The 13,937-nt window shown below is 41.9% G+C and carries 13 protein-coding genes and 1 other RNA gene; 13 read left to right on the top strand and 1 reads right to left on the bottom strand.

Annotated features, from left to right (window positions below):
* Positions 1–13 precede the first annotated feature (13 nt).
* From BLS59_RS03635 to BLS59_RS03590, 10 genes are all read left to right on the top strand, one after another.
* Complete coding sequence (locus BLS59_RS03635; RefSeq protein ID WP_162842549.1) at positions 14–1,639, top strand: hypothetical protein; 1,626 nt, start codon at positions 14–16, stop codon at positions 1,637–1,639.
* A gap of 60 nt (positions 1,640–1,699) precedes the next feature.
* Positions 1,700–2,953: a YeiH family protein gene (locus tag BLS59_RS03630; RefSeq protein ID WP_091144436.1), complete on the top strand. Its 1,254-nt coding sequence runs from the start codon at positions 1,700–1,702 to the stop codon at positions 2,951–2,953.
* Between the two features lie 3 nt (positions 2,954–2,956).
* Positions 2,957–3,574 (top strand): c-type cytochrome, encoded by a 618-nt coding sequence (locus BLS59_RS03625; RefSeq protein ID WP_091144434.1) that lies wholly within the window; start codon positions 2,957–2,959, stop codon positions 3,572–3,574.
* A 15-nt stretch (positions 3,575–3,589) separates the two neighbouring features.
* Positions 3,590–4,846 carry a sulfite dehydrogenase gene (gene soxC, locus BLS59_RS03620; protein WP_091144431.1) on the top strand — a complete coding sequence of 419 codons (1,257 nt, stop codon included), beginning with the start codon at positions 3,590–3,592 and terminating at the stop codon, positions 4,844–4,846.
* A gap of 136 nt (positions 4,847–4,982) precedes the next feature.
* Positions 4,983–5,813, top strand: coding sequence for a 5-dehydro-4-deoxy-D-glucuronate isomerase (kduI, locus tag BLS59_RS03615; RefSeq protein ID WP_091144429.1), 831 nt, complete (start codon positions 4,983–4,985; stop codon positions 5,811–5,813).
* A gap of 26 nt (positions 5,814–5,839) precedes the next feature.
* Positions 5,840–6,655 (top strand): SDR family oxidoreductase, encoded by an 816-nt coding sequence (locus tag BLS59_RS03610; RefSeq protein ID WP_091144425.1) that lies wholly within the window; start codon positions 5,840–5,842, stop codon positions 6,653–6,655.
* 99 nt (positions 6,656–6,754) lie between these two features.
* Positions 6,755–7,072: a hypothetical protein gene (locus BLS59_RS03605; RefSeq protein WP_091144421.1), complete on the top strand. Its 318-nt coding sequence runs from the start codon at positions 6,755–6,757 to the stop codon at positions 7,070–7,072.
* A gap of 173 nt (positions 7,073–7,245) precedes the next feature.
* Positions 7,246–7,857 carry a GDSL-type esterase/lipase family protein gene (locus BLS59_RS03600; RefSeq protein ID WP_091144417.1) on the top strand — a complete coding sequence of 204 codons (612 nt, stop codon included), beginning with the start codon at positions 7,246–7,248 and terminating at the stop codon, positions 7,855–7,857.
* 35 nt (positions 7,858–7,892) lie between these two features.
* Positions 7,893–8,621, top strand: coding sequence for an esterase family protein (locus tag BLS59_RS03595; RefSeq protein ID WP_091144414.1), 729 nt, complete (start codon positions 7,893–7,895; stop codon positions 8,619–8,621).
* A 237-nt stretch (positions 8,622–8,858) separates the two neighbouring features.
* Positions 8,859–9,908: an AI-2E family transporter gene (locus BLS59_RS03590; protein WP_091144411.1), complete on the top strand. Its 1,050-nt coding sequence runs from the start codon at positions 8,859–8,861 to the stop codon at positions 9,906–9,908.
* A 6-nt stretch (positions 9,909–9,914) separates the two neighbouring features.
* Here BLS59_RS03590 and BLS59_RS03585 read toward each other — a convergent pair whose 3' ends face one another.
* Positions 9,915–10,793 (bottom strand): diiron oxygenase, encoded by an 879-nt coding sequence (locus tag BLS59_RS03585; RefSeq protein WP_091144407.1) that lies wholly within the window; start codon positions 10,791–10,793, stop codon positions 9,915–9,917.
* Between the two features lie 107 nt (positions 10,794–10,900).
* Here BLS59_RS03585 and BLS59_RS03580 point away from each other — a divergent pair, with 107 nt between their 5' ends.
* The 3 genes from BLS59_RS03580 (at position 10,901) to BLS59_RS03570 (ending at position 13,931) form a co-directional block, all read left to right on the top strand.
* Positions 10,901–11,962 carry an acyltransferase gene (locus BLS59_RS03580; RefSeq protein WP_091144404.1) on the top strand — a complete coding sequence of 354 codons (1,062 nt, stop codon included), beginning with the start codon at positions 10,901–10,903 and terminating at the stop codon, positions 11,960–11,962.
* Positions 11,963–12,095: 133 nt separating this feature from the next.
* Positions 12,096–12,463: a transfer-messenger RNA gene (gene ssrA, locus BLS59_RS03575) on the top strand.
* A 247-nt stretch (positions 12,464–12,710) separates the two neighbouring features.
* Complete coding sequence (locus BLS59_RS03570) at positions 12,711–13,931, top strand: site-specific integrase (RefSeq protein WP_091144402.1); 1,221 nt, start codon at positions 12,711–12,713, stop codon at positions 13,929–13,931.
* Positions 13,932–13,937: the final 6 nt, after the last annotated feature.

Below are 13,937 nucleotides of genomic sequence, written 5' to 3'. Positions count from 1 at the left end.
AAGAAGATTTATCATGTCAACAGAAATATATCCTAACGTTTCAACATCTGAACAGTCCGTTAATCGTGATCAAACTGAAACAGCTTCTACAGGCAAAAGTACCCCGCCCGCAAAACCATGGAAAGGCTATCAAAAAGTGTTGTTCCGTATTGCTTTTGTGTTTTTTGTAGTAATGAGCATCCCCACTACTGCCGAGTGGTATAAGAATATCGTGGGCATAAACTGGCTTCACCTGCATTACCGCGATTTGTATGATATTGCACGGTTTCAGCCTTCTTTAGTAAGATTCCAAACCCCGGCATATAACCTGATGGGCTATGCCGATTGGCTGGCAGTATTGGTTATCGGCATAATTGGCGGTTTAATATGGACTGCCATTGACCGTAAAAGATTAACCTACAATACGCTGTATTACTGGCTTAGGGTAATTGTGCGTTACCGCGCGGGTATCGGCATTATTGGTTTTGGGTTTACCAAATTATTTCCCGTGCAATTGCCTTATCCGTCGTTAGGTTTGCTCAACACAAATTTTGGTGACCTTACAGCACAGAAAATTTATTGGCTTTCCATAGGGATAGTGCCCTGGTACCAGGTTTTTGCGGGGATAGTAGAGGTGGCTGCGGGTGCGTTGCTATTTTTCAGACGTACCACTTTATTGGGTGCCATATTGCTGTTTGGTGCCTTAGGCGATATAACTTTTGTGAATTTCTCGTACGATGGTGGGGTGCATGTTTATGCCTCATACTTTGTGCTTTTCGCGGCATTTTTGATCATTTATGATGTGCCTAAATTGTATAACCTGCTCATTTTGGAGCGTTATACCGTACCGGTTAATTTTTACCCGTCCTTTTCAAAAAAGTGGTTAAAGTATACCCGCATAGTTTTAAAGGTGGCTACCATCTGGGTGTTTTTAGTCGTATTGTTTTGGGTGCAGTACACCAATTTCAGGTATGATCCTTATAAGCAACCAGCCATGAGTGGTATAAAACAATTGCGGGGTAATTATAATGTAACCACCTTTAAAATTAACGGGCAGGAAATTCCATACTCGCCGCTTGATTCAGTGCGATGGAGCGAGGCTACGTTCGAAAAATGGTCAACACTCACCTATAAAGTAAACAAACCCGTTGTGCTCGATCTTTCCAATGGTGGTGGTTCTCCCATGCGCGATATCAACCGTACTTTTGAACTTACCGGTGTAGCCGGCGGTCAGCGCGTATTTTATTATGAGGCGGATACCGTGAACCATACTCTTTATCTGCAGGATAAAAATGTAGCAGCCAACCGCCGCGACAGGGGTAAAGGAAAAAATAAAGACGGCAACCAGCGTGCCGCCAACAAAAAAGGCAAAGGCGATAAAAAGGACTGGATCCCTGCAGGTGCCCGTGCCAATATCCGGAATGAGATAGCCGCAATTGATCCGCTTGCCCAATCAACGCGTCGCGAAAAAGGTATTCCTGAAGAATTGAAAGCCGAACGGAAACGCAACCACATGATCCTGAATTATTCAACTACCGATGGCAGCCATGTTATCCTGACAGGCATTAACGAACATAAAGATTCAATTTACGTGGTGTTGGATAGGGTGAACAAAAAATATGCTCTTACAGACAGTAAATTGCAGGCAGGTAAGTACTAATACAAATCACATTAAATACAAATTATTAACCATATCATATAAAATCCACCAAAAACAATTATGTCATTAACTAAAAAATTAACCCTCCATGAAGATTGGGCGGTTGTTATCCTCGGTTCGCTGGTAATCCTGTTAACCATCGGCGGCCTGGTACTCACCGTGCCTGTATTTGCATGGAAGGATACCGATCAGCTTTTTACAAATGTGTTCAAAGCCGGTAATCTTGCCATTATAGGTATCCAATTCTTGTTTGTATTTGTAATAGCCGGTGTTGGCGCGCTGCTTACGGGCAAATCGCTGAAGAATTATGTAATCGTATTCCCAATTGTTTATATCCTCACCATAGTGGCGCTCATAATAGCAGGCAATGTACATGCCAAAGCTTACGGCATCGAGGCGGTGATATTTAGCCTCGGCATCGGTTTACTTATCGGCAATTTTGTTAAACTGCCCGAGTGGTTTAAAGCTGCGTTGTCAACAGAGCTTTATGTAAAAGTTGGGTTGATATTGCTGGGTACCAGTGTAATATTTTCTGATATATTGAAAGCCGGCTCGTTAGGATTGATCCAGGCGCTGCTGGTAGTAACATCTGTATGGTATTTTGCCTTTTGGGTGTGTAAAAAATTAAAGGTAGATGATGAAATCGCTATGATGATCTCCAGTGCGGTATCCATCTGCGGGGTATCGGCGGCCATAGCAACCGCAGGCGCCATCAAAGGCGATTCAAAAAAGCTATCCTATGTAATATCAATGGTATTAATCACGGCGGTGCCCATGATGATATTTATGCCCATCATAGCCCATTATTTTCATTTTCCGGAAAAGGTGACCGGCGCGTGGCTTGGGGGCAGTATTGATACAACCGGTGCCGTTGTGGCGTCGGGTTCATTAGTCGGCGAGGTTGCTCTTAAAATAAGCACCATCGTAAAATTCTCACAAAACGTATTGCTGGGTATTGCCGCTTTCGCCATCTCTATATACTGGACCTACACCAAACATCCCGCTGGTAAGGAAGCCGATAAAAAGCCTACACTTAAAGTAATTTGGGAGCGTTTCCCCAAGTTTGTTTTGGGCTTTATAGGTGCATCAGTATTGTTCTCGTTTTTTATAACACCTGCAACCTCGGCTCTGGTTAAAGATAGTTTGAAGAACCTGCAGGGCTTATGGTTTGCCCTTGCCTTTACCAGCATCGGTTTAGAGACCAATTTTGCCGAATTGTTTAGCCAAAACAGCAAGAAGCCGCTATACGCGTTCTTGATTGCGCAAACTTTCAACATATTTATTACGCTGGCCATAGCCTTTATTTTATTCTGATAAATGAAAACGCATTGGGGGTTAATGAACCGTTATGTTGTGGTAATGGCAAGCGCTATGCTGCTATTGCTACTTGGTACAACCGGGTTTAAAAGCAGTAATAGTTTGCCCAGGCAAACTATTACTGCCGACACCTCCAAATGGCCATCAACCTTTAGCTTTGGCAAAGTGGCAACAGAACAACAGATAGATTCCGTAGCTATTGCTATTCTACCAAATGGGACAGGCTTGCCGCCTGGCTTAGGTACGCCGAAGGAAGGAAATGTTATTTATATAACTAAATGCGCATCCTGTCACGGTGCAAACGGTAAAGCTGCCGCTGGCGAAAAGTTACCAGCCCCGGAACTGGCGAGCGACAGCATATCTAAAATTAAAACGATAGGTAATTACTGGCCCTATGCCACCACCATTTTTGACTATGTACGCAGGGCGATGCCTTATAATGCGCCGGGTTCTTTAACAAATAATGAGGTATATAGTATTACCGCGTACCTGTTGAGCGCGAATAATATCATCAAGCCAGATATGGTTATAAATGCGCATAACCTGTACAAGATAAATATGCCTGCCCGTAAATTATTTATTCCTGATGACCGCAGGGGAGGCCCTGAAGTCCGTTGATGTTAAAGCAGTTTTATGGATGAACCAATAGAAAAGCCCGGAGAAGAACCGGTTAAAAATAAGATCAGCAGGCGGTTTTTGCTCGGTGGCGCGGCTACTACGGCAATTGTATTACTGCAATCGTCTTTAACTAAGTGGGTGCAAACTGCCGGTGCTCAAACATTAATAAAAAACGGTGACCCCACTAAAATAACCGGAGCAGGGCCGAGTACGGTAGGCAAACGCTCATTGTTTGAAAAACCGGTACGCTTAACTTCCGATACTTCATCCCGTACGCCGTTGCAGGATCTGTACGGTACCATTACCCCGTCTGATCTGCATTACGAAAGGCATCACGCAGGTGTGCCGGTTATCGACCCGGATAAATATGAACTTTTGATCCATGGCATGGTTGGTAAGCCTATGGTGTTCAAACTGTCCGACCTGAAAAGGTTCCCGTCGGTAACCCGCACCTGCTTTTTAGAATGCTCTGGTAATTTCAGAACAAGCAAAGAAACCATGACCCCGCAGGAGATCTGCGGCCTTACCAGTCAAAGCGAATGGACAGGGGTAATGTTGTCAACCCTGTTCAGAGAAGTGGGAGTTGAGCCCAAAGCGACATGGTTTTTAGCCGAAGGATCAGATGCTGCCTTATTAACCCGCAGCATCCCGGTAAAAAAGGGCTGGGACGATGCCATGATCGTATATGCCCAAAACGGCGAAGCCATCCGGCCCGAGCAAGGGTATCCGGCCAGATTGTTATTGCCCGGCTGGGAGGGTAACACCAATGTAAAATGGATCCGCAGGGTAGAACTTTCAGACCAGCCCTTCATGACCCGCGAAGAAACATCAAAATATACCTACCCTGTAAAAGACAAAATAAGGCAGTTTAGCTTTGAGATGGATGCACGGTCGATCATTACTTATCCGGCTTATCCTAACCAGTTGGAGCGTGGTTGGGTGGAGATAAGGGGTATAGCATGGTCTGGCAGGGGTAAAATCATCAAGGTTGAAGTAAGTACCGATGCCGGTAAAAGCTGGAATGCTACCAACCTTCAGGAGCCCGTACTGGATAAAGCCCATACTTATTTCAGGCACCTTTGGCAATGGCGGGGTGATGAAACCGAGATTTTGAGCCGCGCTATAGACGAAACCAATTACATTCAGCCAACCCTACGGCAACTGATTGAAGCCCGTGGCATTAGTGCAAGTGGCTATCATATGAATCCCATAACGGCGTGGCAAATAAAACGCGATGGTAAGGTGCTGTTCAAACCCGAAAGTTTTAAGTAAACATTATTATTAAGAGCAATTGAGTTATCCCGAACGTACACTATAACGTTGGAGTAGAAATAGTGTGCTTTGTTTTTAAAATACCTGTTAAGGTTGTAAAATTGCATATCTATTATGCCTGCAAATCATTAGCGCTTTGAAAGTATTACACAGTGTACATCCCGAAGACTTTAAAATCTACCAAACTGCACGTATACGCGAGCGGTTTTTGATTGATAAACAGGTACAACCGGGCCGGATAAACTGTACCTATACCCATTACGACAGGATGATCGTAGGTTTTGCCAATCCAACAGATAAAGAATTAGCACTACCCAATTACCCTAACCTGCGTGCAGATTATTTTCTGGAACGCCGGGAAATAGGAATCATCAACGTGGCCGGCGATGGCACGGTTATAGCAGACGGGCAAACTTTCGAACTCAAAAAGCTGGATTGCCTGTACATTGGCAAGGGGACAAAAAACGTAACATTTTCCAGTAACAACAGCGCAACGCCCGCGGTATTTTACCTGCTTTCGGCACCCGCACATGCAACGCATCCAACTACGTTATTAACCAATGCCGATGCAGTTAAGGTAACACTTGGCTCGGCATCAACAGCAAATTATCGAACCATAAATAAATACATTCACCTGGAAGGGATAAAAAGCTGCCAGTTGGTAATGGGACTTACCATTTTGCATGATGGCAGCGTTTGGAATACCATGCCCGCTCATGTACATGACCGCCGGATGGAGGCTTATTTTTATTTCGATGTACCTGAGGGGCAAAAGATTTTTCATTATATGGGCGAGGGTGACGAAACAAGGCATATTACCCTTGATAATTATGATGCGGTAGTTTCGCCTCCCTGGAGTATCCACTCGGGCAGCGGTACGGCGAGCTATAGTTTTATATGGGGTATGGCGGGTGAAAATCTCGATTATACGGATATGGACCCCATTGCTATAACAGATCTTCGATAAACTCATCAACATAAAACATAAACACATTGGAAAATAACTTTTCATTAGCCGGTAAGGTAATCGTTGTTACGGGCGGTACAGGCATATTGGGTAACTCGTTTGTAAATGGCATTGTTGAAGCTGGCGGTGCAGTTGGTATTTTGGGTCGAAATGCTGCCATAGCTGAGGAACGGGCCGATGCCATCAACAAAAACGGTGGTAAAGCAGTTGCACTTGTTGCCGATGTTTTAAACGAGGCCGAACTTCAGACAGCCAAAATCAAATTGCTGAATACCTTTGGCAGGCTGGACGGCTTGGTGAATGGAGCCGGAGGTAATATGCCGCAAGGCGTATTGCAACCCGACGAAGATATTTTTAAAATGAACATTGCAGGAATGAAAAGCGTGATGGACCTTAACACTTGGGGAACCATTATTCCAACCCAGGTTTTTGGCGAGGCTATTGCAGAAACAGGCAGGGGCAGCATAGTAAATATTTCGTCTATGAACTCTAAACGCGCCATAACCAAGGTGCTGGGCTACAACATTGGCAAGGCCGCGGTTGATTGTTATAACCAGTGGTTTGCCGTTGAACTGGCCAATCGTTATGGCGATGCTATTCGCATGAATGCGCTTGCTCCGGGCTTTTTCATTACCGAGCAAAACCGTAATCTGCTCACCACTCCGGAGGGTGGTTATACCCAAAGAGGCCAGCTGGCTATCAATCAAACACCATTCAAACGTTTCGGTAACCCAGACGAGTTGATTGGCGCGCTGGTATGGTTACTTAGCGATGCATCTAAGTTTGTGACCGGCTCTATGATTTGTGTTGACGGAGGGTTTTCTATATTTGGCGGCGTATAGATTTGTCATATAAATCACTTGATTTTTATTTCGTTGTAAATTAATGTAAACAGTAAAACATTTACTGTTGGTTAAGGTTATTATAATACATCCACTATTATGAAAGCATTTAACGAACATGAATCAGTGATCTACATTGATGCCGAGGGCAAATTGATAGATACCTTTGTGGTATTTGATACCGATAAAGAAACGGGCCTTACCCATATTAACCACATGAATTTAAAAGTGGCGGTTGATAGTTTGCAATTACATCCGGCATCCATCGCAAAATATAATTTACCTATGCAGGATGCTTTTAGCTTCGAAATATTTAGAAAATTAAAGGATAAATTCAGCGAATCTGTTGTAACAACTGTAAAACGCGGTTTAAAAGCCGAACCTGCTTATCAGGTGGTGCTTAAAAAAGCCTCTTAAATTTCACAGATAATAAATAAGCAAGCGCCTGTCATTTAAAAATGGCAGGCGCTTTGCTGTATAGGGAGAAATTTGAGGGGTAATGTAGGTTCAATGTCTTTTATATTTAATGTTACCTTCATCTTTAATTGTTATTTTATAAATTTATCCACTAATACGATAGTTGAGTTTTTATGTTTTGGTACGAAGAAGAGATTAAAGGGTTGGAAAGACAGCGGTTAAAGCAAACCGAACAGCCTGCCACCTTGTTTTATGGAAGTTCATCTATCCGGTTGTGGAATAGTCTTGATACTGATCTGGCAGCGTTTAAACCCGCCAATCTGGGTTTCGGCGGATCGACGCTTGCTGCATGTTCCTGGTTTTTTAACCGCGTTGTAGCCCCTTACGATGCACAATCAATAGTGATATACGCCGGTGATAATGACTTAGGCGATGGCAGGCATCCTGAAGAGGTTTTTATATTTTTTCAGCAATTGGTACATCAAATAAACGACCGGTTTGGTAATATTCCATGCTACTATGTTTCTATAAAGCCAAGCATAGCCCGCTGGAGCCTGAAAGAGATATTGAAATACACCAATAATATCATCGAAAACGAGATCATCAGGCATGATAATAACTGGAAGTTCATTAATATTTATAACCAGATGCTGAATAAGGATGGTTATCCCGAAAAGGAATACTTTCAGGCAGATGGTCTTCATTTAAGCCCCAAGGGTTACGCCCTTTGGAAACAAATTATCAGTGCCCGATTATCAGAAAGTTTTCATACTGAGTTAATATAAATATCATACAGTACCACCATATTGCAGCATCTAATATGAATAGGGAATACGTTCAGTGGTACAGCCCCGCACTTCAAAAAAATATGGAAATGCTGGTATTTGGGCATGCAGGCGCGTCTGTTTTATTTTTCCCGGCGCGTATGGGCCGCTTTTACGAATATGAGGAGTGGAAGGTAATTGAATCGTTGCGATCTAAAATTGAAAACGGTTTTATACAGGTATACTGCGTTGATAGTATTGACAGGGAAAGTTTTTATAATGGCCTAAGCCATCCTGCGCAGCGGATTGAACGGCATATTCAATATGAAAATTATATATTGAATGAGGTGATGCCTTTTATCGAACAAAAAAATCCCGGCTCGTTTAAAATAGTGGCAGGTTGTAGTTTGGGTGCTTTTCATGCGGTTAATATTGCCTTGCGCCATCCTCATACTTTTAATAAGGTTGTGGCCATGAGCGGCCGCTACGATGTTACCAACAAAATAGGCCATTATGGAGATTTGCTGGATGGCTATTGGGACGAGAATATCTATTTTAATATGCCGCTGCAATACCTCACCAACCTTACCGACGAGGATCAGCTTAACAGCATCAAGCAGATCCCCATTGTGCTGGCAGTAGGGCAACAGGATGTGTTGCTGGGCAGTAACCTGGCCCTGAACGATAAACTTGCCGAAAAAGGCATTCGCGCCTCCCTGCACATCTGGGACGAAGAAGCGCACCGCGCCCGCTCATGGCGCCAAATGGTTGCCAATTACATTTAAACTTTATTTTATCCCGAAATAATCTGCTAAAAATTTAACACAAAATTTAATAGCCCTAAGCCTATCTATGGATTTTCGATATGTTCAGGGCGTTAAATGACAAAATAACCTAATCCGCCTATTGAAATTTGGTATTGTAGGGCGGATTCTTAATATTAATTTAACAATATTAAGAGGCTGCTAAAACTTTTAAGTGTAAATATTGTCAACATAGGTAAATCCATTAAAAACTGATCTATGTCATCTGAAAACAAGCAACCAACCAATAAATCAATTCAAAAAGAACTTACCTATATTCAAAAAGTATGGCACACGGTGGCGATAGTTGCGTTGCTTGTGGTTGTTATTCTGATTGCAAGAGTTGCTTTTAATGTATTATTGATGGTACTTGCAGGTACTTTAATAGCCGTATATTTTCATGGGTTGGGAGATATGATAGAGCGAAAAACCAAATGGAAGCGCGGCCTAAGTATGGCCGTTTCGGTGGTTGGTTCGTTTATAATTCTGGCAATACTATTTTGGTTTATGGGAACAAAAATAGCCAACCAGGTATCGGTTTTAAGCCATACGCTGCCAAATACCATACATACAGCCAAAGAGAAGATGGCCGAAACTGATATTGGCAGTCAAATACTGGCCAATTTATCAGACGATAATTCAGATCAGTTGTTTACCACCGCGAAACAATTTTTTAGTACAAGTTTTGGCGTAATGGGCGATCTGTACATTATTCTATTTCTGGCGATATTCTTTACCACCAACCCCGATCTGTATAAGAATGGTATCATAAGCTTGATTCCCGAAGATAAGAAAGACTTGGGGCGACATGTAATTAACCGTATTAGCCTGTCGCTCAAAGGCTGGTTAAAAGGTATGATGTTATCAATGGTATTGGTATTTATTCTGCTTACCCTTGGCTTGGGTGTCATGAGTATCCCGGTTGCTTTGGTACTCGCACTACTTGCAGGCTTATTGAAACTCATTCCCAACTTTGGCTCGCTTGTAGCCATGATCCCCGGCGTATTGCTTGGACTTACCATCAGCACAAATACAGCTATTATAGTAGCGCTGATGTATATAGTAACACAAACTGTTGTTAGTTATGTGGTTACGCCCATTATTCAAAAAAAGATGATTGATTTGCCGCCGGCGCTTACCATACTTGCCCAAGTATTAATGGGTACATTGTCCGGTGTTTTGGGAGTTATATTGGCCGTACCGTTACTGGCTATATTGATGATCCTTGTTGATGAGTTGTATGTGAAAAAGATAAACCCTGTTACTTAACAGGTATTATATTTTGGCATCAAGCAATCTGCGCCAGGCCCAGCGGGTTGCCCTGTTTAAGCCGCCCCAGCTATCTACAAATTCCAGGATGTTTTGCAGGCAGTTTTGTGCAAATTTTTGTTTATAATTGTTGAAGGCCGCTTTATAAATGATCTCGGGGTTCGTGAGTTCTAATCGTTCAAAAATTTCCTTTTTAACATACATGGTACGCAAAAAGTAAATGTTGAATAGCACCACAAAACTATAGGCCGTCCGTTTTAAATAGCCGGCCTTTTGCGTGTATTGCTGCAATAGTCCTTTGGTAAAATGAATATGGCGGCCTTCCTCAATATTATGCAACTCGAATACTTTTCTTAATACCGTATACACATTATTATCCCGGCGAGAATAATTGCCGTAAGTATCTGTAACAAGTTCTATGGCAAGGCTGCCCATGAAAAGATAATCGTGCGGTAAATATTTGGTGCTAAACTTCCCAATAAAGCTGTGCAGAGGAGTAGGTTTCAACGGTTGACCATGCAGGTGCTGTACGGTTTGGGCAAACATTTCCTGGTGTCGGTATTCTTCAATCAGTTCGCGCAGTAAAAAGCGATAGGTAACATCTGTTGGCTGCAAGCTAAGCATGTACCTGCTCATAAATACGCAAAATAAACCTTCGCCCCAGCCATAAGAATACAAAACCTGCACTACTTCATGCCGACCCAAATCAAGCTTTTGTCTGTCGGTAAGGTTATCGTAAATATCAAGTCCCTGAAGGGAGTTAAGTACTTCTGGTAAAAAAATATCCGATGCAATGGGATCAATATTCCAGGGGACGTAGGTTTCGGGCAACAAAGGTCGCTCCTTGCTTATCTTAATAAGTCGCTCAACGTCGCTTTCATCCATAACTAAATATACGAAAGATATGCCGGTATTATTGTTCGGTTGTACAGATCAGAGAAGGTACTTAACAAATTTATTTGCTGTAAAACAAAATAACTTATTTTTAGGCGATGAAATTTAGCGAAACGGTTATCCGAAACAAAGAGCAAAATATTACCTGGATAAACAATTTGCGGTTGCTATCTATGCTTGCCGTTGTTGTATTGCACACTGCTTCTCCACTACTTTTTCAGTATAAAACGGTGCCCTTAAACAATTGGATTGTTGGGGATGCTTATAACGCATTGGTTAGGTTTGCTGTACCTGTTTTTGTGATGATAACCGGCGCTTTACTACTACACAGAGAATATGAGTTAGGTGATTTTTTGAAAAAACGCATCGGCAGGCTTATTCTTCCATTCTTTTTTTGGAGTTTGGTTTATGTAAGCTATAAATACTATAACCAGGAGTTTGCTTTTGGTGATAATACATGGACAAACATAAAATTTGTTCTGCATCAGCTTCAAACGGGCAGTTATTATCATTTGTGGTATGTTTACCTGCTCATGGGATTATACCTCATGATCCCGATCATAAGCAAGTTTGTTCAACACGCTACAGAACGGGAAATATTGTTCTTTTTGGCGATATGGTTTTTAACACTACTGTTGGGCGTACCATACCTCAGTAAGTTTAATACAGCGGTCGATCTGCATAATTTTACCGGCTATATAGGTTATTTAGTGCTGGGGCATTACCTGGCTTATAAGCAATTTAACTTCAGCAAGATACAGATTGTGTCCATTTTGGTATTTATTAGCCTTGTAGTTTTGATTGCTTACGGTACTTACTATATGCAGGTGGAAAAGCACGAACTAAGTACCCTGTTTTATGAACCTGTGGGGCCGTTTATAGCTATATTTTCGGCAAGTGCTTTGCTGATAGCAAAACATACCCGGGTAACGCTGTCCCCGGTAATAAAACGTATAATGGATAATGCCGGAAAATACACGCTTGGTATTTACCTTAGCCATGCATTAATCCTGTCTATTTTTGATCTATTGGAGATCAATTACACCCTGTTTACACCATTATTTAGCATCCCTGCCATTGCGTTATGTTGTTTCTTATTATCCTGGCTTTTGGTATATCTGTTAAGTAAAATACCCGTCGTTAAAAACGTTATCGGGTAGGCGAGTTTAACTGGCCATTAGCCAATATGTTTTTAATAAATGTGCCGGTTATGAATAAGTCACTCAAAATTAATACGTATATTTGTACCCTTAACTGCAAAATGCCTACCGGCAATTACGAACTCAAAAAAATGGGGTCGACCGGAATTGACAGGATGGAGATAAGTAAGTAAGCATGCAGCGCGTTGGGTGAATTAGCGCTTTAATCAGAACGCTCAAACTTACAAATGGCGAAAATAACTACGCCTTAGCTGCTTAATTTAGAATTAAATAGCTTTTGTCCCGCCGGTTTTCCGTTTCATCGGATCGGCAACCGGGGCATCGAAAGATGAAACTGGCCTGCTTAAGGTGTGCATAGCGGGCGAGATAAAGCACCTAAGGAAAACGGTACAGGTAAGCGACTGACCTTCCCTTTCCCTACAATTAAACAGAAGCTAAGCATGTAGAAAGCTTACCTTATACCATGTTTGGACGAGGGTTCGAATCCCTCCGGCTCCACTAAGCATGTTTTAAAGAACATCAAAAACGCTGTAAATGAATCATTTACGGCGTTTTTTGTTTATAGCCTATTCAAATAAAACCAAATAATCGCATTCTTCTGGTGACCTATTGGTGACCTGTGAGGGTTAAAGGCCCAACAGGTCACCAGAAAGCTTATAAGTTACTGTTATTGAGCTTGTTCAAACATTGAACATCTTGATAGCAGGCATAAAAGGAACTAATTTTATAACTTTTAAAAGCTTAAGCGATGAACAAAACTTTTGGATTACTCTTCTACGTGAAGCGATCAAAAATGACTGGAAATGGTACTGCTCCTGTTTATTTACGGGTTACAGTCGATGGGAAACGTATTGAGATCTCCTCTAAACGTTATGTCAATCCCGACAAATGGAATGCAAACGGACAGAAACTAAACGGCGCGAGTGAGGAAGTACGCTCGTTGAACAACTACCTAAAAGCCCTCGAACACGAGGTTTATGAAATTCATCGGCACCTGATAGAAAAGAAACTGCCCTTAACCGCAGTTAACCTGAAAAATGTTTTACTTAAAAAAGATGATGTAGAAAGCTGTAAAATGCTGATACCGATCTTTAAAGAGCATAACAGGCAGGTTGCGGCACTGATTGGAACGGAATATGCCAAAGGTACAGCCGACCGTTACGAAACCAGTTTAAAGCATACCCAGGCGTTTCTTAAATGGAAATACAAGGTAGATGATATAAATATTGAAGGCGTTAACCATGAATTTATTATGTCCTACGATTTTTATTTACGCTCGGAACGCAAGTGTGCCAATAACTCTACCGTAAAGTATATGAAGAATTTTAAAAAAATCATCCTTATGTGTATTGATAACGGATGGCTCGACAAAGACCCGTTTATCAAGTATAAGCCTAGAGTAAAGGTGGTAGCGAGGGATTACCTGACCAAAGAGGAATTAGAAACAATGGCTCTTAAAACCTATTCCAGTTTGCGGATTGAGCAGGTGAAAGATATATTTATTTTTTGTTGTTATACCGGGCTGGCCTATATAGATGTTAAGCAACTTAAACGCTCGGAAATTATTAAGGGTATAGACGGGCAGCAATGGATCTTCACCACAAGGCAAAAAACCGATACAGCATCCCGGATACCGCTTTTAACGCAAGCCTTACAAATTATTCAGAAATACGAAAATCACCCCGAATGTGCCGATCAGGATAAGGTACTACCTGTATTATCTAACCAAAAGATGAATAGTTATTTAAAAGAGATAGCGGACGTTTGCGGAATTAATAAAGAACTGACATTCCATATTGCGCGGCATACATTTGCAACGTCTGTGACTTTGGCCAATGGTGTCTCTATTGAAAGTGTAAGTAAAATGCTCGGCCATAAAAACATGAGAACAACGCAACATTACGCTAAAATTTTAGACTCTAAAGTAAGTGAGGATATGCAATTATTGAAGCTCAAATTGGCCAATTGATTATTA

It is taken from the genome of Mucilaginibacter pineti (assembly GCF_900101875.1).
GTDB classification, from domain to species: Bacteria; Bacteroidota; Bacteroidia; order Sphingobacteriales; family Sphingobacteriaceae; genus Mucilaginibacter; species Mucilaginibacter pineti.
The sequence above is the reverse complement of the archived record's forward strand: the minus strand, read 5'-3'. Positions and strand labels throughout refer to the sequence as shown.

Coding starts and splice junctions, on each gene's coding strand:
- BLS59_RS03570 (WP_091144402.1), top strand. CDS start 12,711: ATGAACAAAACTTTTGGATTACTCTTCTACGTGAAGCGATCAAAAATG.
- BLS59_RS03590 (WP_091144411.1), top strand. CDS start 8,859: ATGTCATCTGAAAACAAGCAACCAACCAATAAATCAATTCAAAAAGAA.
- BLS59_RS03630 (WP_091144436.1), top strand. CDS start 1,700: ATGTCATTAACTAAAAAATTAACCCTCCATGAAGATTGGGCGGTTGTT.
- BLS59_RS03605 (WP_091144421.1), top strand. CDS start 6,755: ATGAAAGCATTTAACGAACATGAATCAGTGATCTACATTGATGCCGAG.
- BLS59_RS03635 (WP_162842549.1), top strand. CDS start 14: ATGTCAACAGAAATATATCCTAACGTTTCAACATCTGAACAGTCCGTT.
- BLS59_RS03600 (WP_091144417.1), top strand. CDS start 7,246: ATGTTTTGGTACGAAGAAGAGATTAAAGGGTTGGAAAGACAGCGGTTA.
- BLS59_RS03585 (WP_091144407.1), bottom strand. CDS start 10,793: ATGGATGAAAGCGACGTTGAGCGACTTATTAAGATAAGCAAGGAGCGA.
- BLS59_RS03595 (WP_091144414.1), top strand. CDS start 7,893: ATGAATAGGGAATACGTTCAGTGGTACAGCCCCGCACTTCAAAAAAAT.
- soxC (WP_091144431.1), top strand. CDS start 3,590: ATGGATGAACCAATAGAAAAGCCCGGAGAAGAACCGGTTAAAAATAAG.
- BLS59_RS03580 (WP_091144404.1), top strand. CDS start 10,901: ATGAAATTTAGCGAAACGGTTATCCGAAACAAAGAGCAAAATATTACC.
- BLS59_RS03625 (WP_091144434.1), top strand. CDS start 2,957: ATGAAAACGCATTGGGGGTTAATGAACCGTTATGTTGTGGTAATGGCA.